This is a genomic window from Gemmatimonadaceae bacterium (genome assembly GCA_036273715.1).
In the GTDB taxonomy this organism is placed as follows: domain Bacteria; phylum Gemmatimonadota; class Gemmatimonadetes; order Gemmatimonadales; family Gemmatimonadaceae; genus JADGGM01.
Map to the genome: position 1 here is coordinate 1 of DASUHB010000047.1, position 19,976 is coordinate 19,976.

Annotated in this window: 14 protein-coding genes and 2 tRNA genes; 7 read left to right on the forward strand and 9 right to left on the reverse strand. The window is 68.5% G+C overall.

All coding sequences use genetic code 11. The annotated features are described in order from the left end of the window. From VFW04_10180 to VFW04_10210, 7 genes are all read left to right on the forward strand, one after another. Positions 1–1,827 (forward strand): hypothetical protein (locus VFW04_10180; GenBank protein HEX5179689.1); only part of this gene is annotated, 1,827 nt, incomplete at its 5' end. Beyond that, positions 1,811–3,520 carry a hypothetical protein gene (locus tag VFW04_10185; protein HEX5179690.1) on the forward strand — a complete coding sequence of 570 codons (1,710 nt, stop codon included), beginning with the start codon at positions 1,811–1,813 and terminating at the stop codon, positions 3,518–3,520. The genes VFW04_10180 and VFW04_10185, both read left to right, overlap by 17 nt. A gap of 4 nt (positions 3,521–3,524) precedes the next feature. After that, positions 3,525–4,796 carry a hypothetical protein gene (locus tag VFW04_10190; GenBank protein HEX5179691.1) on the forward strand — a complete coding sequence of 424 codons (1,272 nt, stop codon included), beginning with the start codon at positions 3,525–3,527 and terminating at the stop codon, positions 4,794–4,796. Between the two features lie 66 nt (positions 4,797–4,862). Continuing rightward, positions 4,863–7,388: a helicase C-terminal domain-containing protein gene (locus VFW04_10195; protein ID HEX5179692.1), complete on the forward strand. Its 2,526-nt coding sequence runs from the start codon at positions 4,863–4,865 to the stop codon at positions 7,386–7,388. Next, positions 7,385–8,005 carry a fumarylacetoacetate hydrolase family protein gene (locus VFW04_10200; protein ID HEX5179693.1) on the forward strand — a complete coding sequence of 207 codons (621 nt, stop codon included), beginning with the start codon at positions 7,385–7,387 and terminating at the stop codon, positions 8,003–8,005. Before VFW04_10195 ends, VFW04_10200 begins: the two co-directional genes overlap by 4 nt. Before the next feature lie 63 nt (positions 8,006–8,068). Beyond that, positions 8,069–9,253, forward strand: a complete 1,185-nt coding sequence (locus tag VFW04_10205; GenBank protein HEX5179694.1) for an aminotransferase class I/II-fold pyridoxal phosphate-dependent enzyme — start codon at positions 8,069–8,071, stop codon at positions 9,251–9,253. Then, on the forward strand, positions 9,250–10,086 hold the full coding sequence (locus VFW04_10210; GenBank protein HEX5179695.1) for a hypothetical protein: 837 nt from the start codon (positions 9,250–9,252) through the stop codon (positions 10,084–10,086). Before VFW04_10205 ends, VFW04_10210 begins: the two co-directional genes overlap by 4 nt. A 169-nt stretch (positions 10,087–10,255) precedes the next feature. Here the strand turns inward: VFW04_10210 and VFW04_10215 are convergent, their stop codons facing one another. The 9 genes from VFW04_10215 to VFW04_10255 form a co-directional block, all read right to left on the reverse strand. Beyond that, a complete protein-coding gene (locus VFW04_10215) occupies positions 10,256–10,837 on the reverse strand; it encodes a hypothetical protein (GenBank protein HEX5179696.1) in 582 nt (193 codons plus the stop codon). Between the two features lie 103 nt (positions 10,838–10,940). Beyond that, the gene (gene gltX, locus VFW04_10220; GenBank protein HEX5179697.1) at positions 10,941–12,410 is read right to left on the reverse strand and encodes a glutamate--tRNA ligase; all 1,470 of its coding nucleotides are present in this window, start codon (positions 12,408–12,410) and stop codon (positions 10,941–10,943) included. Positions 12,411–12,461: 51 nt separating this feature from the next. Next, a tRNA-Ser gene (locus VFW04_10225) sits at positions 12,462–12,552 on the reverse strand. Between the two features lie 42 nt (positions 12,553–12,594). Continuing rightward, positions 12,595–12,678, reverse strand: a tRNA-Ser gene (locus VFW04_10230). 66 nt (positions 12,679–12,744) lie between these two features. Next, complete coding sequence (locus tag VFW04_10235) at positions 12,745–15,000, reverse strand: DUF2723 domain-containing protein (GenBank protein ID HEX5179698.1); 2,256 nt, start codon at positions 14,998–15,000, stop codon at positions 12,745–12,747. 37 nt (positions 15,001–15,037) lie between these two features. Further along, positions 15,038–16,573: a bifunctional phosphoribosylaminoimidazolecarboxamide formyltransferase/IMP cyclohydrolase gene (gene purH, locus VFW04_10240; GenBank protein ID HEX5179699.1), complete on the reverse strand. Its 1,536-nt coding sequence runs from the start codon at positions 16,571–16,573 to the stop codon at positions 15,038–15,040. A gap of 17 nt (positions 16,574–16,590) precedes the next feature. Further along, positions 16,591–18,729, reverse strand: coding sequence for a M20/M25/M40 family metallo-hydrolase (locus VFW04_10245; protein HEX5179700.1), 2,139 nt, complete (start codon positions 18,727–18,729; stop codon positions 16,591–16,593). Continuing rightward, a complete protein-coding gene (locus VFW04_10250; protein ID HEX5179701.1) occupies positions 18,704–19,426 on the reverse strand; it encodes a phosphoribosylglycinamide formyltransferase in 723 nt (240 codons plus the stop codon). The genes VFW04_10245 and VFW04_10250 overlap by 26 nt, the downstream gene beginning before the upstream one ends. Beyond that, on the reverse strand, positions 19,423–19,974 hold the full coding sequence (locus VFW04_10255; GenBank protein ID HEX5179702.1) for an HAD family hydrolase: 552 nt from the start codon (positions 19,972–19,974) through the stop codon (positions 19,423–19,425). Before VFW04_10255 ends, VFW04_10250 begins: the two co-directional genes overlap by 4 nt. Positions 19,975–19,976: the final 2 nt, after the last annotated feature.

The window sequence follows — 19,976 nt, forward strand, 5'->3', positions numbered from 1 at the left end:
GCCGAGCAGGCCAAGGCGCTGGCGAAGGAGCAGCAGCAGCTCACCGACCGCGTGCGCCAGGCCCAACAAACCGCGCAGGCGCTCGAGCAGCAGCTGCGCGCGGCGGGCGTGATGGACTCGGCGCTCACCCAGCAACTGCACGACGCCCAACAGATGCTGCGCGACGCGCTCACGCCCGAGCTCCAGAAGCAGCTCGACGACGTGCTCAAGGCGACGCAGCAGCTGTCGCCCGATCAGGCGCGCCGCGCGATGCAGAACCTGGCGCAGGCCCAACAGAAATTGCGCGATCAGCTGGAGCGCAGCGCCGAGATGCTCAAGCGCGCCGCGCTCGAGGGCTCGATGCAGACGCTGCACGACGAGGCGCGCGACATCGCGAAGGGCGAGCACCAGCTCGCCGATTCGCTCGAGCGCAGCGGCGCGCGCGGCGACTCGTCGGCCTCGCGCACGGCGCAGCAGTTGAGCCAGCGTTCGCGCGATCTGGCGCAGAACCTCACCGACTTACAGAAGCGGTTGCGGCAGGACTCGGCCCAGTCGGGACCGCAGAAATTGCAAGGCGCGCCACAGCGCGCCGATTCCTCCGCGTCGTCCGTCGCCCGCGCCGCGCCCGAGCGCGGCGACTCGGCGTCGCAATCGCAGCAGCGCGATCACGCCCAACAACGCCAGGGCGCGCAGCAGCAAGGACAACAGGGCCAGCAGGCGCAACAAGGACAGCAAGCGCAACAAGGACAGCAAGCCCAACAAGGACAGCAAGCCCAACAAGGACAGCAGGGGCAACGAGGGCAACAGTCGCAGCAGGGCCAACAGGCCGGCGGCTCTCGCGCCCAACGATCGAGCGCTGCCGGTCAGGCGGCCCAACAGATGGACGCCGTGCAGCAGCAGCTCGCGGATGCACGCGAGCAGCAGATTCAGGAGTGGAAGAATCAGGTCACGTCCGAGCTCGATCGCTCGATCCAGGAAACGATGCAGCTGGCGCGCGATCAACAGCAGCTCGCCAACCGCGCGCGCAGTGGACAGACCGATGGATTGCGCGCGGACCAGAGCGCGGTGCAGCAGGGCGTGCAACGCATCCAGAAGCGGCTCGACCAGGCTGCGCGACAGTCCGCGCACGTGTCCGCGCGGTCGCAGGGCGCGATGGCGGACGCGAGCCAGCGCGTACAAGCGGCAACGCGCAGTTCGGCCGACGGTGCGCGCGCCGGTGAGGAGATGGCGTCGGACATGGATGACGCCGCGGACGCGCTGAATCGCGCCGCGGCGAGCATGGTGCAGGATCGGGCACGCGCGGCGAACGGATCATCCGCGTCCGGGTTCGCGGAGATGATCGAGGCAATGCGCAATGCGGCGAAACAGCAGGGCGCGGTCAACTCGCAGTCGGCCGGGCTCATGCCCATGCCTGGCGCCGAGCCGTCGGCGCAGATGATGGCGCAGGCGCGGGCGTTGGCCGCGCGGCAGCGTGAGATCGCGAACGGTGTCGACAACGCCGGCAACGGTGAGCAGCGCGCAGCGGAGCTGGCCAAGGAGATGCGGCAGATCGCGGATCAGCTGGATCGCGGCCGCGTGGATCCGTCGCTGCTCGAACGCCAGCAGCAGCTGTTCCACCGCCTGCTGGACGCTGGCCTAACGCTGGAGCAGAACGAGCGCGAGGATCAGGGCAAGCGGCAGGCGGAGACGGCGCGCATCGACACGGCGATCACGACCGGCACCGTGTCGAGCGGCCGTGCGGTGGAAAAATTCCGCGAGCCCACCTGGAACGAGCTCCGCGGCCTGACGCCGGACGAACGCCGCGCCGTGCTGGAGTATTTCAAGCGGATCAATGCGGATCAACCGTAGCGCGGCAGCGATGGTCCTCGCCGCGCTCTGCCTAACGTCAGGCGAGGCGCGCGCCCAGAACCCGGACTCGGTGGGCTCGGCGTATCTCCGCGGACAGGACCTGGAGACGCGCGATCAGTACGATTCGGCGGCGGTGGCGTACCGTCAGGCGCTCGCCCAGACGCCGAACTCTCTGCCGGCGATGCTCGGCCTCGAGCGCGTGTACGCGCAGCTCGGCCGATCCGACTCGCTGCTCCCCATCCTCGATTCGGCGATTGCGCGCGCACCGCGGCTCACGGCACTGCGCGCGGCGCAACTGCGCACGTATCGATCGCTGGGCGATCACGCCGGAATGCAGCGTGCGTTCGATCAGTGGCGGCACGATGTGCCGCACGACCCGGCGCCGTATCAGGAATACGCCCGGATGCTCATCGAGGATGGGTATACCGCGCAGGCCGACACGGTGCTTCAGCTGGCGCAAGCCGAGGCCGGCAGCGGCCGCGGCTTCTCGTACGAGGTGGCGCAGCTTGATGCGGCGATGGGGAAGTGGGAGCCCTCGGCGCGCGCGTGGCGAGAGGCCGTGTCCGACAATCCATATCTTGCCGACGCGGCGGTGTTCGCGCTCTTTCCGACGCCGGCCGGGACGCGCGACGCCGTTAGGCGGGCACTGGCGGCGCCGCCGGTGAGCACGCCGCCGCTCAAGGTGTTGGGCGCGCTCGAGCTGGCGTGGGGCGCGCCGCGCGAAGGGTGGACGGCGCTGCACGTGCTGCGGCCGGACAGCGCGACGGTGGCGGCGTGGCTCGACTTTGCGCACCGCGCCGAGCAGGCGAATGCGTGGCTGGTCGCCCGCGACGCGCTCGTCGCGGCCGACCAGGCCGATCCGACGCCGGCGTATTTGGTCCGCGCCGCGAACGACGCGTTCGCCGGCGGCGACGCCGCCGGCGCCGCGTCGCTCGCGGCGCGGGCCGAGACGGACCTCGATTCCGCGGAGGCGGCGACCACCGCGCTCCCGATCCACCTGCGCGCCCTGGCTGCGTTAGGCAAACCCGCCGACGGCGCCAGACTCCTCGACGCCTACCGCAACGTGATGTCCGCCGACGAGCAGGCGCAGAATGCGCGGCTGCTCGCGTGGGGCTGGGTGCGTGTCGGCGACCTCGATCACGCCCGGCAGGCGCTCGCATCCGGTGGCGGCGGCGACGATGCCGCGGCCGGATGGATCGCGCTCTATCAAGGCGACCTGGCCGGTGCGCGCCGCCGGCTCCAGGGGCAGAGCAACCCGGCGACCGACGCTCTCGCCGTGCTGGCCCTGCTCGACCGCACCCGCGCCGCCAAGTCGGAAGCGTTAGGCAACGCGTACTTGACGCTCGCCCGCGGCGATACGGCCGCCGCGGCCGCCGATTTCGCCTCCGTCGCTCCGTCGCTCCCCGACGCGGGATCGCTCCTTATTGCGACATCCGCGCGGCTCTACACCGCCCACGGCGATGGCCCGCAGGCGATCGCCGCCTGGAAAACCATCGTCGACTCGCTGCCGCAGAGTCCGGAAGCGCCGGAAGCCGACCTGGAGTGGGCGCGGATCCTCAGACGGTCTAAGCAAGGGCCGGCCGCGATCGAACGCCTCGAGCACCTGATTCTCACCTACCCGCAGAGCGCGCTGGTCCCGCAGGCGCGGCGCGAGCTGGAGCTCGCGCGGCAATCGGTGCCTTCCACATCGTGAGTCGATGTCGTTACCACAAACGCTGAAATGCCTTGCCGTCCTCGCGCTGGCGCTGCTGCCTAACGCGGCCCGGGCGCAGCACCTGCTCGTGCCGATGGACGACGGCCAGGCCAACCACCTCAAGGCCTACGGCCTCACCTACAACGCGCTCAAGGACGGCGCACGCGGCGAGTGGCTGCTCAACTACCGCGGCGGATCGTTTCTCCTGCCCGATACGCCCGAGCTGCGCCGCCGCGCGGCGCTCGATGGCATCACCACGCAACCGATCGACGACGCGACCTTGTCCGACATCCGCAACCAGATGTCCCAGGCGAACATGGAGTCGGTGCCGCTCGAAAAAGCGCCGCGCATCGCCGTCTACACCGCGCCCTATTCGCCGCCCTGGGACGACGCGGTGATTCTCGCGCTCCGATACGCCGGCATTCCATACACGCCGATCTGGGACGAAGAGATCGAGCACGGCGATCTCGCCAAGTACGACTGGGTACATCTCTTCCACGAAGACTTCACCGGCCAGCTCGGCAAGTTCTACATTGCGTACAGCGGCGCATCGTGGTTCGTCGACATGCAGCGCACCAACGCCGCCATGGCGAAGAAGCTGGGCTTCCCCAATATTCCGGCGTTGAAGAAGGATGTGGCCATGAAAATCCGCGACTACGTGAACAACGGCGGGTTCCTGTTCGCGATGTGCGGCGCCACCGAGACGCTCGACCTGGCGCTGGCCGGCCACGACGTGGATATCGCCTCGGTGTTCGCGGACGGCACGCCCATGGACCCGAACGCCGACGCGAAAATGGACTGGAACGCCAGCCTGGCGTTCCGCGACGCGCACCTCGAGCAGTCGCCGTACGTGAATTCGATGAGCGACATCGACGGGCACCAGGCCAACGTGCCGGGGCGCCGCCAGCCGTTAGGCACGTTCACGTTGTTCGCGTTCAGCGCCAAATTCGATCCCGTTCCATCCATGCTGGTGCAGGATCACCGCACCGTGATCCCCGATTTCTACGGCGTCACGACGAGCTTCATGAAGAACCGGCTCAAGCCGGGTGTCACGGTGCTGGCCGACGAGCCCGGTGCCCCCTGGGTCAAGTACATCCACGGCGACTACGGCAAGGGCAGTTGGACGTTCCTCGGCGGCCACGACCCCGAAGATCCGCAGCACGCCATCGGGAATCCGCCCACCGATCTCTCCTTGCATCCGAACTCGCCGGGCTACCGGTTGATCCTGAATAACGTGCTGTTTCCGGCGGCGAAGAAGAAGCCGCTGAAAACCTAGCGCATGGGATCCGGGCATCGGCACTGATCGATCTGGGCCCGACGCGGTGCACGCTCCCGTGACCCGATGACCGCGACGCGGCCGGCCTCGCCTAACGAGACCGCATCGGAGCGGCGCCTCTCGCCCCGCGCCGCAGCGGCGCTGCGCGCCGCCATCGCGCTCGCGGGCGGACGCGAAGTGTGCTTCGCGGCAACGCTCGACGCCGAGGGCGTGGTGCAGGGCGTGCGCGTGGTCGCGCGCGGCGGCGTAGACAGCGTGCTCGCGCTCCCGGGATTCGCCGAGCGCGGCGAAATGCTGCTGCACAACCATCCGAGCGGCCGCCTCGATCCATCCGACGCCGACCTCGAGGTCGCGGCGCGCATCCACGTGGACGGCATCGGCTTCGGCATCGTGGACAACGCGGCATCGGCGCTCTATGTCGTGGTCGAGGTCCCGCGCCAGAAGCACGCCGTCAGGCTGGCGCTCGACGCCGTGCGCGCGACGCTCGCGCCCGACGGCCCGATCTCGGCGCGGCTCACGCGATACGAGGACCGCGAAAGCCAGCGCGACATGGCGGCAGCCATCGCGCGCCTCTACAACGGCGGCGGCATCGGGCTCTTCGAGGCCGGCACCGGCGTCGGCAAGTCGCTGGGCTATCTGGTGCCGGCGCTCCGTTGGGCAGCCGCGAACGGCGAGCGGACGATCGTCTCCACCAACACGATCAACCTGCAGGAACAGCTCGTCGGCAAGGACCTGCCGTTCCTCGCCGACGCCCTCACCGACCAGAAGGTGCGGTTCGCGCTCCTCAAGGGATGGCGCAACTACGTGTGCCTGCAACGCCTCGAACAGGCCGCCGCGCACGGCGCATCGTTGTTCGAGGGCGGGGTGACGAACGAAATCGCAGGCCTGCGCGCCTGGGCCGCGCGGACGAGCGACGGATCACTGGCCGATCTTCCCTCGCCGCCGAGCCCGGACGCGTGGGATGAAGTGGCCGCCGAGCCGGATCTCTGCGGACGGCTCAAGTGCCCGCACTTCGCCGACTGCTTCGTGTTCGCCGCGCGCCGCAAGGCCGCCGAAGCCGATGTCATCGTCGTGAATCACCATCTGCTGCTCGCCGACCTCGCCGTTAGGCGGGTGCAGCAGAACTGGGGCGACGCCGCGGTGCTCCCGGCGTACCGTCGGCTGGTCGTCGACGAAGGCCACCATCTCGAGGATGCGGCGGCCGCCCACCTGGGGACGAGCGTCACGCGCCGCGCCGTCGAACGCCTGCTGGCGCGCCTCGAGCGGCGCGGCGGCCGCGGGCTGCTGGCCGTCCTCGCGGCGCGTCTCGAAGGACGACAAGACCTGTACAGCACCGCGAGCCACGACCTCGTCACCGCGCGGCTGGTTCCCGTCGTCCCGTTCGCGCGCGACTCGGCGGCCACGGTGTTCGCGCTGCTCGACACGGTGCTCCGCGAGGCCGGCGAGCCCGTGCTGCGCCTAACGGACGAGTTCGAGGCGCATCCCGTATGGCGCGGCGGCCTCGAGGCCGCGCTCGCCGATCTCCTCGGCCAGATCGGCCTGCTGCGCGATGGTCTCCGACTCGTGCGCGACCGCCTCGAAGTCGACGTGGAGGCCGCCGACCCCGCGGCGGCGCTCGTGCGCGAGATCAGCGGCGTCGTCCGGCGCCTCGAGGCGTTCGGCGACGGCCTCACGCGCGCGCTCCGGCCGCCGCCGGATTCGCCGCCCACGGTGCGCTGGCTCGAGTCGCGCGGCCGCGACCGCAACCTGGCTGCCACCGCGGTCCCGCTCGACCTCGCGCCCATTCTGCGCGTGGATCTGTTCGCCCGCCTCGAGACCGCGATCGTCACCAGCGCCACCCTCGCCGCCGGCGATGACTTTGCCTACCTCACCGGCCGGCTCGGCCTAACGGAACCGGAGGTCGAGCCCGAGACGGCCGTCTTCCCGTCGCCGTTCGACTTCGCCGAGCAGGCGCTGCTGGTGGTGCCGACCGACGTGCCGGTGCCTAACGCAGATCGGGAGGGGCACCTGCGCGCGTCTATCGAGATCGTGCTCGACCTCGCCCGGGCGTCGGACGGCGGCCTGTTCGCGCTCTTCACGAGCCATCGCGATGTGCGCGCGGCGGCCGCAGTCATCCGCGCGTGCCCCGACGGCGCTCGCTGGCCGCTCCTCGTCCATGGCGAGGACGGGCGCGACGCGCTCCTGCGCCGGTTTCGCGACTCGGGTCGCGCGGTCCTCGTCGGCACCGCCTCGTTCTGGGAAGGCGTCGACGTCCCTGGCGACGCGCTCCGCGGCCTGGTCATCGCCAAGCTCCCGTTCCGCGTGCCCACCGACCCGCTCACCGCCGCACACTGCGAGGCCATCGCCGAGCGTGGCGGCGACCCGTTCGTCGAGTTCATGCTGCCCAACGCAGCACTGCGCCTGAAGCAGGGCTTCGGAAGGCTCGTCCGGTCGCAGACGGACCGCGGCGTGGTCGTGCTGTGCGATCCGCGCATCGTCAAAAAAACGTACGGGCAGGCGATGCTCGCAACGCTTCCGCCGGCGGCGCGCGTAATCGACACGTGGGCGCGCGCGCGCCATCACGTGAGCCACTTCTACGGAGCAACGACGTGAACGACTCGACTCGACCGGGCAAGATCGTCTGCGTGGGCCGCAACTACCGCGCACACGCGAAGGAGTTGGGCAACGATGTGCCCGCCGAGCCGTTGATTTTTCTTAAGCCGCCGTCGAGCGTGATTCGTACCGGCGCCGCAATCGTGCTCCCAACGGTCTCGTCGCAAGTCGAGTATGAGGGAGAGATCGGTGTTGTGATTGGAACGCGGCTGTCTCGCGTGGACGAGGCCGACGTTCGGCGCGGCATTCGCGGGATCGTGGCGCTCAACGACGTCACGGCGCGCGATCTGCAGCGCAGCGACGGGCAATGGACGCGGGCCAAGGGATTCGACACGTTCTGTCCAGTTGGTAGCGAAGTGCCCGCCCCGCAAGACCTCCATTCGCTCGAGGTCACCACTCGCGTCAATGGCTCCGCTCGCCAGCATGCGTCGGCCAGCGAGATGGTCTTTGCCATTCCCATGCTGCTCGCGTACATATCGAGCATCATGACCCTGGAACCTGGTGATCTCGTCGCCACGGGAACACCGTCAGGAGTCGGCCGATTGGACGTAGGGGACGTGGTCGAAGTGCAGGTCGCAGGAAGCCTGGTACGGAACTCCGTGGCTGCTGCGGGGTGAACACACGGTCGAACGGGCGTTTGCGCGTGTGCCGTACCCCATCGCCGCTGTAGATTGAGGGTCATGCCGCCTAAGTCGTCTCGCTACGCCCGCTTGCCCGAATACCTCCTGGCTTCGATCCCGCAGAAAAAGCGCGAGCTCGCGGCCCGTGGCGTGGACGTCATCGACTTGGGCGCCGGCGACGCGGACCTGGCACCGCCTGCCGAGGCAGTTGCCGCACTCGAGCGTGCGGCACACGACCCCGCGATGAGCCGCTACGGATTCGGCGCCGGACTGCCGGCGTTCCGCGAGGCGGTCTCCCGCTTCATGCATCGCCGCTTCGGCGTGAACGCCGATCCGATGCGCGAAGTGGTTCCGCTCATCGGATCCAAGGAAGGCATCGCGCATCTCGCGCTCGCATATCTCGATGAAGGGGACGTCGCGATCATTCCCGAGCCCGGATACTTGGCGTATCTGGGCGGCACGCTGCTGGCCGATGGGACGCCGCACGTCGTGCCGCTCGATCCGCGGGCGGACTTCCTCGTCGAGCTGGACCAGGTACCGGGCGACGTGCTGGCGCGCACAAAGCTCCTCTACCTCAACTATCCGAACAATCCGACGGCGGCGATCGCGCCGCGCGACTATCTGGAGCGCGTCGTTAGGCAATGTCGCGAGCGCGACATCCTGCTCGCGTACGACAACGCGTATTCGGAGCTCGCGTACGACGGGTACCGTCCGCCGAGCATCTTCGAGATCGATGGCGCGCGCGACGTCGCGATCGAGTTCCATTCGCTGTCCAAGACGTACAACATGACGGGCTGGCGCTGCGGGTGGGCGGTTGCCCGTCCCGAAATCGCGAGCGTGCTCGCCAAAGTGAAGTCGTTCCTCGACACGGGAACGTTCATGGCGGTGCAGGCAGCGGGTGCGGCGGCGCTCGATGCCTGGGAGCGCTTCGTGCCCGACAACGTGCGCACGTTCGCCGAGCGGCGCGACGCGGCCGTGGAGGCATTCCGCGCCGCGGGCTTCACGTGCGAGACGCCGCGCGCGACGATGTATCTCTGGCTGCCGCTGCCGGCGGGCGTGCCGAGCGGTGCGTTCGCCGAGCGATTGCTGAACGAAGAAGGCGTGGTGGTGCTGCCGGGCTCGTCGTTCGGCGCGGGCGGCGAGGGATTTTTCCGCATCTCGTTCATCACGTCTCCGGCGCGCATCGCCCAAGCGGCGAAACGCGCGGGTCGTGTGCTCGAGAGTTTCGAGGCGGCGGTCGCATGACGCGGAAACCGAGTGGCGCGCTGGTCATCTCGATCGGCCTGCACGTCGTCCTGATCGCGGGACTCGTGTGGATCATGGCCGTGCCGATGCCGTTCCAGAGATGGCTGCACGAGCACGCGGACGTGCCGGTCCAGAAGATCAGCTATTTCCAGGTGCCTAACGAAGGGGTGACGCGGACCGGCCGCAACGGCGGCAACAACATCCCGAAGGAGAAGGGACCGGTGCGCCATCTGGCCGCGCCGGCCACGACGCCGACCGTGATCCCGAAGGCGGCGCCACAGGCATCGGTGCCGAGCGGCGGCCAGGGCACGGGCGAGAAAGTGGGAGTGGGAGGCGCCGAGAGTGGCATCACGCCGTCATTCTCCGATCCGCGTTTGTGGCTCCCGCCCGGACCGGTGATGGGCGCGCCGCGCACGCAAGCGCAGAAGCTGGATTCGGTGCTGATGGCGCGGCTGCAGCCGCATATCGATTCGATGCAGGCGATCGCCGAACATCAGGGAAGGGCGCCCGGCGACTGGACGTTCAACAAGGATGGGAAGAAGTGGGGAATGGATCCGAAGAACATTTACATCGGTGACCACAAGATCCCGACGGCCATTCTCGCGTTATTGCCGCTGAACAAGGGCGCGAACCCGATCACGTCGAACGAAAACAAGTTGTTCCAGGAGGAACACGAGTTGATCGCGCACAACGCGCAGGCGGCGATGAACGAAGAGGAGTTCAATGCGGCGGTGAAGGCGATCCGCGAGCGCAAGCAGCGCGAGCACGACGAGGAGATGAAGGATCGCCAGCGGCACAAGCAGTCCGCGGATAGCGTGATTTCCCAACCGTAAAGGCGGACAAATCGGACAGGAACGGACAAAGCCGGAAAAACCCAGCCGTTCCGTTAGTCTGTCCGGCCGCGAATCGCGGTGCCCGCCTTTGTCTCCGGCTTTGTCCGTTCCGGTCCGATGTGTCCGCCGTTACCGTCGGGCTTGTTCGTTCCTGTCCGATTTGTCCGCCTTAACGGTCGTCGACCTCGCAGAACGGGCGGAACACGCCGCACACCTTGCCTAACACAGTAGCGGCGCTGCCGTTGGTGTGCGGACGCGCGCTGTCGGCGATGCGCAGCGTCACGCCGCCGCCGGTGCCATCGCGCTCGGCGCACAGGTCGCCGGGCGATGCGCTCGCCACCGGATCGACCAGAACGTAGTCGCCATCGAGGATGGCGCCGCCGTGCGCGGCGCCGGCGTTTTCCACCCGGACGTAGAACACGCGCTCGTTAGGCAAGAAGCGGCGGTCGAGCGTCAGGTACGCGGTGCGCGTGTCGGAGGGCCCGGGCGCCGCGGTCGCGTACGGCGGCACCGGCATCGTGCGGCCGGCGGCCTGGTACCCGAGGAGCCGCACGCCGCGCGACCGCGACGGATCGCGCTCGATGAATCCCTTGCGCGCGAGCGACTGCAAAATTTCCGACACCGTCTTCGTGGATTTGATGCGGAACTCGCGTCCTATCTCGCGTACGCTCGGCTGATACGTATTCGCGGTGAGGAAGTCGAGCAGGTAGTTATAGACCTTTCGCTCGATCGGCGTCAACGTCTCGGGCATGGGCTCCCCCCGATGATGCGAAACCGGGAATCCAAACGAGTGTGAATTCCCGGTGAACTTCCTCTGCGCAACAATAGTGTGAACCCAAGAGTTCGGTCAACAGCTACGTCAACAAGTGTTGATCCACCTCGAGATATCGGACCGCATCATCGATGCGACGCAAGGCGAGGTCGCGGCCCATTGTTACCAACACATCGAAGATTCCCGGGCTCACGGTCATTCCTGTGAGCGCGAGACGCAGCGGCTGAAAGATCTTGCCGGCGGCTACGCCGCGTGTTTCCGCGAGCTTGCGCAGCGCTTCTTCCAGGGATGTCGTCTGCCAGTCGGTGAGCTCGGACAAACATTTGCGTACCGATGACAGAACGTCGCGCGCGGCCGCTCGATCCTTCCACTGCTTCGCCACCGAATCCTCGTCATAGGAAAGCGGGCCCGGAAAGTACGGCGCAGCCTGACGCACGATGTCGTGCACCGTGCGAGCGCGAACTTTGAGCAGGTCGAGCAGCGACAGATACCACACATGTTTCGCCGAAAGATCCTCGGCTGATGCGAGTCCGCTCGCAACGAGATCGGGCGTCACCCTTGGCTCGAGCTCCGTCGACGGCGTGAGACTCAGGTGCTGCCCGTTCATCCACTCGAGCTTCTTCGTGTCAAACACCGCTGCCTTCTTCTGCAGGCCGTCGGTGGAAAAGAGGGAAATCATTTCATCGAGGGTCATGACCTCGCGATCGCCGCCCGGCGACCATCCCAGCAGCGCGAGAAAGTTCACCATCGCGCTCGGCAGGATGCCCTCGTTGCGGTAGTCGGCGACCGCGGTGGCGCCGTGCCGCTTGCTCAGCTTCTTCCCGTCCAAGCCGTGGATCATCGGCACGTGCGCGAAGCGCGGCAGCGCGTGGCCTAACGCGTCGTACAGGAGAATCTGTTTGGGCGTATTCGAGATGTGGTCGTCGCCGCGCATGACGAGCGAGATCGCCATCGCGATGTCGTCGGACACCACCGCCATGTTGTAGATCGGCGTTCCGTCCGAGCGCAGAATGACGAAGTCCTCGATGTCCTTGTTCGGGAACGCGATCGGGCCGTGCACCACGTCGTCCCACGACGTCGTTCCGTTAGGCACCCGGAACCGGACGACGAACGGATCGCCTGCCTCCACGCGGCGTTGCACCTCGTCGGGCGAAAGCCGATCGCAGCGCCGGTCGTAGCGGAAGCTCTCGCCCCGCGCACCGGCCGCCTTGCGTTGGGCGTCGAGCTCCGCCGCCGTGCAGAAGCACCGGTATGCGTGCCCGCGATCGAGCAGCAACCGCGCATCGCGCTGGTGATGCGCCAATCCCTGCGCCTGGTAGACCACCTGTTCGTCCCAGTCGAGACCGAGCCACGTGAGGCCCTCGAAGATTGCGCGCGTGCTCTCGTCGGTGCTGCGGGCTTTGTCCGTGTCCTCGATGCGCAGCAAAAACTGTCCGTGATATTTTCGCGCGAACAACCAGTTGAACAACGCCGTGCGTGCACCGCCCACGTGCAAATAGCCGGTGGGCGATGGCGCGAAGCGAACGCGGGGAGCCGAGGTCAGTAAAGGCATGCGGGTAACATAAGCAACGAGGGAAGCACGCAACCGCGCGCTTCCCTCGAACGGAGTGGGAGGGATTCGAACCCTCGATAGGGCTTTTCAACCCTATAACGGTTTAGCAAACCGCCGCCTTCAGCCTCTCGGCCACCACTCCAGCATTTTCGGTATCGCGTCTCGCCCGAATTGCCAGACCAGGCGGAGGGCACAGGATTCGAACCTGTAAGGGCTTTCGCCCGGCGGTTTTCAAGACCGCTGCCTTACCAGTTAGGTCTAGCCCTCCAGACTTCAAAACATCACCCATCGCTGCCGGGCACGCAACCCGCGACGACGCGTGCATCAGAGTCGATCACGGTTTCTTCGGCTTGGTCTTCGGCTTGGTCGTGTCGAGCAGCTTGGTCGCATTCGACTCCGGCTGCAGCGGGATTGGCGGTTGCGCCGGTTGCGGCGCAAACAACCCTTGCAAGCCCGTCGCGTTCGCGATCGCTTGCACCTGCGACATGATGTGGTCCGCGTCTTTCGCATCGCCGCCCGATGCTTGCTCGGCTTCGGCGAGCGTCGCGCCGCTCGCGATGTACAGATACGGGATGCCCACCGACGCGCGGTCCACCCACATCGAACGACGCGCGAGCGACGTGGGCGCCTGGAACTCGTGGTTCCAGAGCCAATCCGAGGTCTTCACGTCGAGCATGCCTTCGCCGGGCACGGGAACCGTGTCCTTGCCCGCCACCGGTTCTTGCGGCAGCAGCTTGCGCGCGAGACCCTGCGTCAACAAATGCGATTCGAGGCCGAGGTCACCCGGATAGCCGCCGGCCGTACGGCTGAAGTACACAGGGCGCTCGGGCCACGAGTCGCGAATCATGCGCAAGACGACCACGTCCGCACGCGCGAGCACTTGCGGCCGAATCGTTGCCGTGAGGTTGCCCGCCTTGAAGATCTCGGGCTGCGTGATTTCGACCGACGGCGGCAGCGCGTTTGCCTGATCGATCGTGAGGTGCAACGGCGACCCTGCCGGTTTGGGCCACGCATGTCCTCGATAGATGGCGGGCCCCGCGAGGCTGTCGTACGTGTACACCGGGCGCTGGATCAGCTGCCTAACGTACCAGTCGGTGTTGAGCAGCGACGTGTTGGCGACGATCACGTCCTTGCGGATGCCTTCCACTTCCTGCGCGTACCAGAGCGGGAAGGTATCGTTGTCGCCCACCGTGACGAGAATGCCGTACGGTTCGACGCTGTTGAGCAGGTCGTGCGCGAAGTCGCGCGTGTCGGTCTGTCCGGCGCGCGACGCAGCCGTCCAGTTCGCGACTAACGGAACGAACGCGACGAGGAGCAACGGCGACACGCCGAGCCATCCGTTGCGCGTGGGCAGCGTCTCGTACGCCTTGCCGAGCTTCACGCCTTCGCTGCCGACCAGCGAGCCGAGGTAGCTCCACACCCACACCAGGCCGAGCGCCACCCACACGCCCCAGGCCGAGAAGCTGACGATGAAGAAGTAGTCGCGGTCGCGCACCTCGCACGGCACGCCGGGCGGATTGCCCATCGCCGTGCACTGGCTGTACCCGTACTTGAAGTTCAGGTACCAGATGAGCAGCAGGGTCAGCGTGAACATGAACGTCCCGAGGTACCAGAACGACTTCCGGTCGCGCTTCCAGTGCACCCAGCCGCCTAACAGGCCGAGCGCCATATACGCGACGGCCATCAACGCTTGCCAGAATCCGTTCTGCCCGGCGGCGTCGCGGATCCACTGCCACTTGAAGTAGAGCCAGTACATGCCTAACTGCCCGATGAACGGGGCCTGGCGGTCGAACACCGACGGCTTCCCGTACTGGCCGCGGTTGAAGTTGTACCAGAACGCGCTCCACGTCGTGGGCTCGCCTTCATCGATCGGCGGATGGTGCATCGCCCGAATCGGCTGCGTGAGGAACGGCGTGTTGCCGAGCAGGAACGCGCCGGCAATCACGGCGAGCAGCTTCCAGCGCAGCAGGGTATCCGGCCGCCGCACGAGCACGGCCACGACCACCGCCGGGCCGGCGAGCAGTCCCATCATGTGGTTCGCGTTGCCTAACCCGAGCAGGTACGCGATCAGCACCAGGGTGCGGTCGGCGGCGGGTCCCTCGGGGTCGTCGGACCACCGCACCGTGAGCCACGACACGATCGCGAGGCCCATCAACGACACCGTATACACTTTCTCGTTCACCACCGACTGATTCCACACCGTGAACGCCGTCGCCCCGACCAGCGTGGCTAACGCGCCGCCGACGATGCGCTGCCACCGGTCGGGCAGCCACGACACCAGCACGCGCTCGGCGACCAGGAACCACATGGCCGCCGCGATCGCGCTCGTCAGCGCCGCCAACATGTTGATCTTCACGGCCACGCTGAGCGAGCCCAGCGGAAGCACCGCGAACAGGCGTCCGATGAGCACGAACAACGGATTGCCGGGCGGGTGCGGCAGGCCGAGCACGTAGGCGGCCGAGATGTACTCGCTCGTGTCCCACATCGCCGTCGACGGCGACAGCGTGAGCAGGTACAGCACGAACACGAGCACGCCGGCAATGGCGGCTGCCCGGTACGAGGGACGATAGTCGAGCTCGGTGGTGGCCATGCGATCGGGAAGAGGGACGCGCGAGGCGTCCGTTAGTCTAGTGGCGGAAGAGCCGCTTGCCGGTGAGCACCATGGCGATGCCGCGCTCATCGGCGGCAGCGATCACTTCATCGTCCCGCACCGAGCCGCCGGGCTGGACGATCGCGGTGATGCCGGCCTCGACGGCCTGGTCGACGCCGTCACGAAACGGAAAATAAGCATCTGATCCGAGCACGGCTCCCTGGGTATCGTGTCCGGCGCCTTTCGCCTTGTGCACGGCGAGGAAGGACGCATCGACCCTCGACATCTGGCCCGCGCCGATCCCGATCGTGGCGCCGTTGCGAGCGAGTACGATCGCGTTGGACTTGACGCTCGCCACAGCGCGCCACGCGAACTCGAGGTCGGCTTGCTCCTCGCGCGTCGGCGAGCGCTTCGTAGCAACCCGCCACGACGACAATTCGTCACCAATGCCGGTCCGCTCCTGGACGAGGAATCCTCCGCGCACGCGCTTCAAGTCGAACGCGCCTTTGTCCCACTGCGCGCGCCCCTCGAGCACGCGCAGATTTTTCTTGCGGCCGAGGATGTCGACCGCTTCTTCGGAGAACGCGGGCGCCACGAGGCACTCGACGAAGAGCCGCGAGATGGCCTGCGCCGCGGCCTCATCCACCGGCACGTTCACCGAGATGACGGACCCGAACGCCGACACCGGATCGCAGGCCAACGCTTTCTCATAGGCGTCGAGCGCCGTCTCGCCTAACGCCAGGCCGCACGGCGTGGTGTGCTTGATGATGGCGCAGCAGGGGCGGTCGCCCGCGAACAAATCGGTGGCGAGGAGCGCGCCCTCGAGGTCGAGCAGATTGTTGAAGCTGAGCTCCTTGCCGCCGCGCTGGGTGAGGCCCTGCAGCCCCGCGCCCGGCCGCTCGATGTAGAACGCGGCGCGCTGATCCGGATTCTCGCCGTACCGGAGCGACTGCGCGCGCTCGAGCGACAGCGCGACGTATTCCGGAAAGAGGCCCTCGCGCTGCGAGGCGAACCAGCCGGCAATTGCCGCGTCGTAGGCGCTGGTGTGCGCGAATGCCTTGCCCGCGAGCAGGGTGCGCAGGTCGAGATCGTCATCGCTCGCCTCGACCGCGGCCAGCACGCGCGCATAGTCGGCCGGATCGACCACCACGTACACGCTGGCGAAGTTCTTGGCCGCGGAGCGAATCATGGATGGACCGCCGATGTCGATCTGCTCGATCACGTCCTCGGCGCTGATATCGGCTTTCGCCGCGGTCTCGCGAAACGGATACAGGTTGACCGCGACCAGATCGATGGGCGCGATGTCGTGCTCGCGGAGCGCACGCATGTGTTCGGGCAGGTCGCGGCGCGCCAGCAGGCCGCCGTGGACGGCCGGATGCAGCGTCTTCACGCGGCCGTCCAGCATTTCCGGGACGCCGGTGATGGCGCTCACGTCCTTCACCGTTAGGCCGGCGTCGCGCAGCGCGCGCGCGGTGCCGCCGGTGGACACGAGCTCCCATCCGTGGCCGGCGAGGCCGCGGGCGAGGTCGACGAGACCGGACTTGTCGGATACCGACAGTAGTGCGCGGGGCATGATTCCTGGGTTCGGGATTACGGTTTCGCCGCGGCCGGCGGCGTCGGACGACGCGCAGGCTCCGAGGCGCGCGCGAGGCGCTCGATCACGCGGCTGAGCGACAACACGTCGCGCAGATCGATCACTTCCGCCGGCGAGTGCGAGTAGCGGAGCGGCCAGCCGATGGGAATGTCCACGGCGCCCCAGCGCACGAACTCGCTCCCGTCGTTGCCGCCGTTGGTCGTCCCGACCTGGATCGGGATGCGCGCCGCGTGCGCGATCGCCAGCACGCGATCGACCTCGGCGGGCGGCGTGGCGCTCGAATTGTCGAGCGCGCGGACGACGGCCCCGGCGCCTAACGGCGCGTCGGCAAAGCGGTCGCTCTCCATCGGATCGTCGGCCGACACGAACGTGTCGATCGCGTGCACGCGGTGCACCGATGTGCCCAACGCCGCCGCGATCGCCGCCGCGCCGAAGAGTCCCGTTTCCTCGCGCACCGAGAATGCGAAGATCACCTTGTGCGTCAGCGTGGCCGGATTGATCGCGCGCATGGCGAGCAGCTGGGCCGTGCAGCCGGTGCGATCGTCCAGCGAGCGCGCCGAGAAGCGCAGCGCGCCGAAGCGGGCCGCTTTCTTGTAGCTGGTGATCGTGGTGCCGACGGCGACGCCGCGCGCGGCGAGCGCTGCGGAATCGAAGCCGAACCACGCCGTGAGCTCGCGCGGCTGCGCCGTGTGTGCGCTGTCGCGCGGGATGAAAATCCCGCGCACGTTCAGATGCGACTGCCCGGAATCGACGTGCGCGATGGCGGTCTGTCCTTCCCACAGCGAGCCCAGAAAGCCGCCGCGGCGCGCGAGCGACACCGTGCCGTCTGGCGCGATGTGCGAGACGGCGAAGCCCACCTCATCCATGTGCGCGACGAAGACCGTCGTGTCGCGGTCCGGCCCAACGGCGACGATGAGGTCGCCCGCCGTATCCACCTGCGCGTTGGCCGCGGCCCACTCGGGAAGCGCGGCGCGCACCGCATCGCGCACCTGGCCTTCGTCGCCCGACACGCCGTACGCGTCGGCGAGACGGCGGAGCAGGGAGGCCGCGGCGGCGAGACTGTCGCGCGGCTCGTTCGTGCGCTCGGCCGGCACGTCGAGCTCGACGAACGGCGGGCGCGACGCGATTCCCGCCGCGCGCGCGACGGCAGCCTCGTACTGCTCGGCGTCGCCCTGGTCGATGCTCTCGACGAGCGTGTTGGGGTAGCGCGAGCGCACGCCGAGCTCGATCGTCGTGCCAACCTCGACGCCCGGCAGCGCAGGAAACGGCGCCCGCGTGTCCGTGCGTGCGCTCACGGGCGGCCCGCCCGGTCCGGGCGCCGTCTGGGGCGCGACGGCGAGCACGAGCGTATCGGCGCCGCCTAACGAAGCGACCACCGCCGACAGACCCGCCCAACGGAAGCCGTGCTGGACCGAGATCACGTAGTCCGTTTCGCCGTGTTCGGGCGCCGCGCTCGCCGCGGCGGCGACGGCCGCGCATCCGGTGCGGTCGGCGGCTCCCGGGCCGGCGACGAAATCGCCGTAGGTCCAGCGCGGCCAGTCGCGCGTTACCGGGTCGAGCAGCTCGATGCCCATCGCCTGCGCCTCGGCTCTGCTGCGCGCGCCGACGTCGGCCCACAGGTTCTCGATGCTCGCCGGCGCGTCGCCGGGCGAACGGCCGCGCCACAGGTGCACGCTGCGGACGCCGATCACGCCGGACACGCCACCGCGGCGCGTGTGCACGATGATGCGCTGGCCTTCGTGGAATTGCGTCCACAATGGATTGCGGGGCAGGCCGACGGGATCGTGGAGGCGCAGATAGCCGTCGGCCGTGAGCTCGCTGACGACGAAGGTCGGTTCGTCGATGGCGCAGGCCACGATGCGCCGGGGGCTGCCGCTGCCGCGGCGCATCACAAGGTTGCCTAACGCATCGCGCTGCCATCCCGGAATCGCGCGCTCGATGATCGCGTCGGCTGCCATTTCGCGGCCGGGCGACGCGTCGAGGGCGATCCACGACTCGAGCGCCGGCAGCGTCGTGGTGTCGGGCGCGGCCGCGCCCTGGGCGTGGCCAACGACCGGAGCCGCCGCCATCGCGATCAGCGCCGCGACGAGGGTGACGCGCGCGCCGCGCCTAACGGGGCGAACAGTCGAGCGCATCGTCGATGTACCGGACAATCTCGTGGTCCTCCAGCGATTCGGGAACGAAGGTCAGTCCGCGGCGCGGCGCCGCATCCGCCCACACGGCTCGGCCCGCGTCGTCGAGCGACACCCGGCCGGCGGCCACGGCCTGCACCACGCGCGGATACAGCAGGTGCTCGACGCGCAGCACGCGCGCGCCGAGCGATGCGGCCGTGTCGCCGTGCGCCACCGGCACCGGCCACTGTGCGATGATCGCGCCGCGGTCGTACACGGCATCCACGAAGTGCGTCGTGACGCCGCTCACGCGGGCGCCGGCGTCGAGGACGGCCTGATGCACGCGCCCGCCGTACATCCCCCGGCCGCCGAACGCAGGGAGCAGGGCAGGGTGCACGTTCACCAGGCGGCCGCGATACGCGCGCACGACATCATCGGGGACGAGCCGGACGTAGCCGGCGAGCACGACCAGATCGACCTCGAACTCCGCGAGCAGCGACGCCAGGCGTTCGCCCTGATCCGGGCCCGGCGCGGCGACGCGGGCGTCGATGCCTAACGCATAGGCGAGCGCGAGCGCGCCGGCGGCCTCGCGGTCGCACACGACCAGTCCGATCGTCGCCGCCGCCCGCGGCCCGAGCGCGGCGAGATAGCGGTGCAGCGCATCGAGATTGGAGCCGCGCCCCGATGCCATGACGGCGATCCGCCGCGTGTCGCCCGTCATCGCACCGCGGCGAGCGACGCGAGCACGGTATCGACCGCCTCGCCGAGCGTGTCGACGACGCGCGCGCGCTCGCGCGCCAGGCGCAGATCCTCGTCGGGCGTGCTGGCGGCGGGCACGAGGACGCCCTCGCCGCCTAACTCGAGTGCGGCCGCGATGTCGCGCCACCGGTCGCCGACGTACCACGAGCGGTCGAGCGCGAGGTCGAGATCCCGCGCGGCGCGGGTGAACAGCGCCGTCCCCGGCTTGCGGCACTCGCAGGCCCCGACGCGCGGATCGTGCGGACACTCGTAGGTCGCGTCCACGTATGCTTCCTGTTCCCGCAGCAGCTCGGCCAGCCGGTCGCGCACGGCGGCGTAGTCGGCCGTGCTCATCAGCCCGCGGCCGATGCCCGACTGGTTGGTGACGATCACTACCGGCACCTGCGCGGCGTTGAGGCGTGCGATCGCGCGCGCCGCACCGGGAATCAGGACGACATCGGCCGGTTGGCGAACGAAGCCGGCGTCGACGTTTACCGTGCCATCGCGATCGAGGAACACCGCAGGGCGCATCG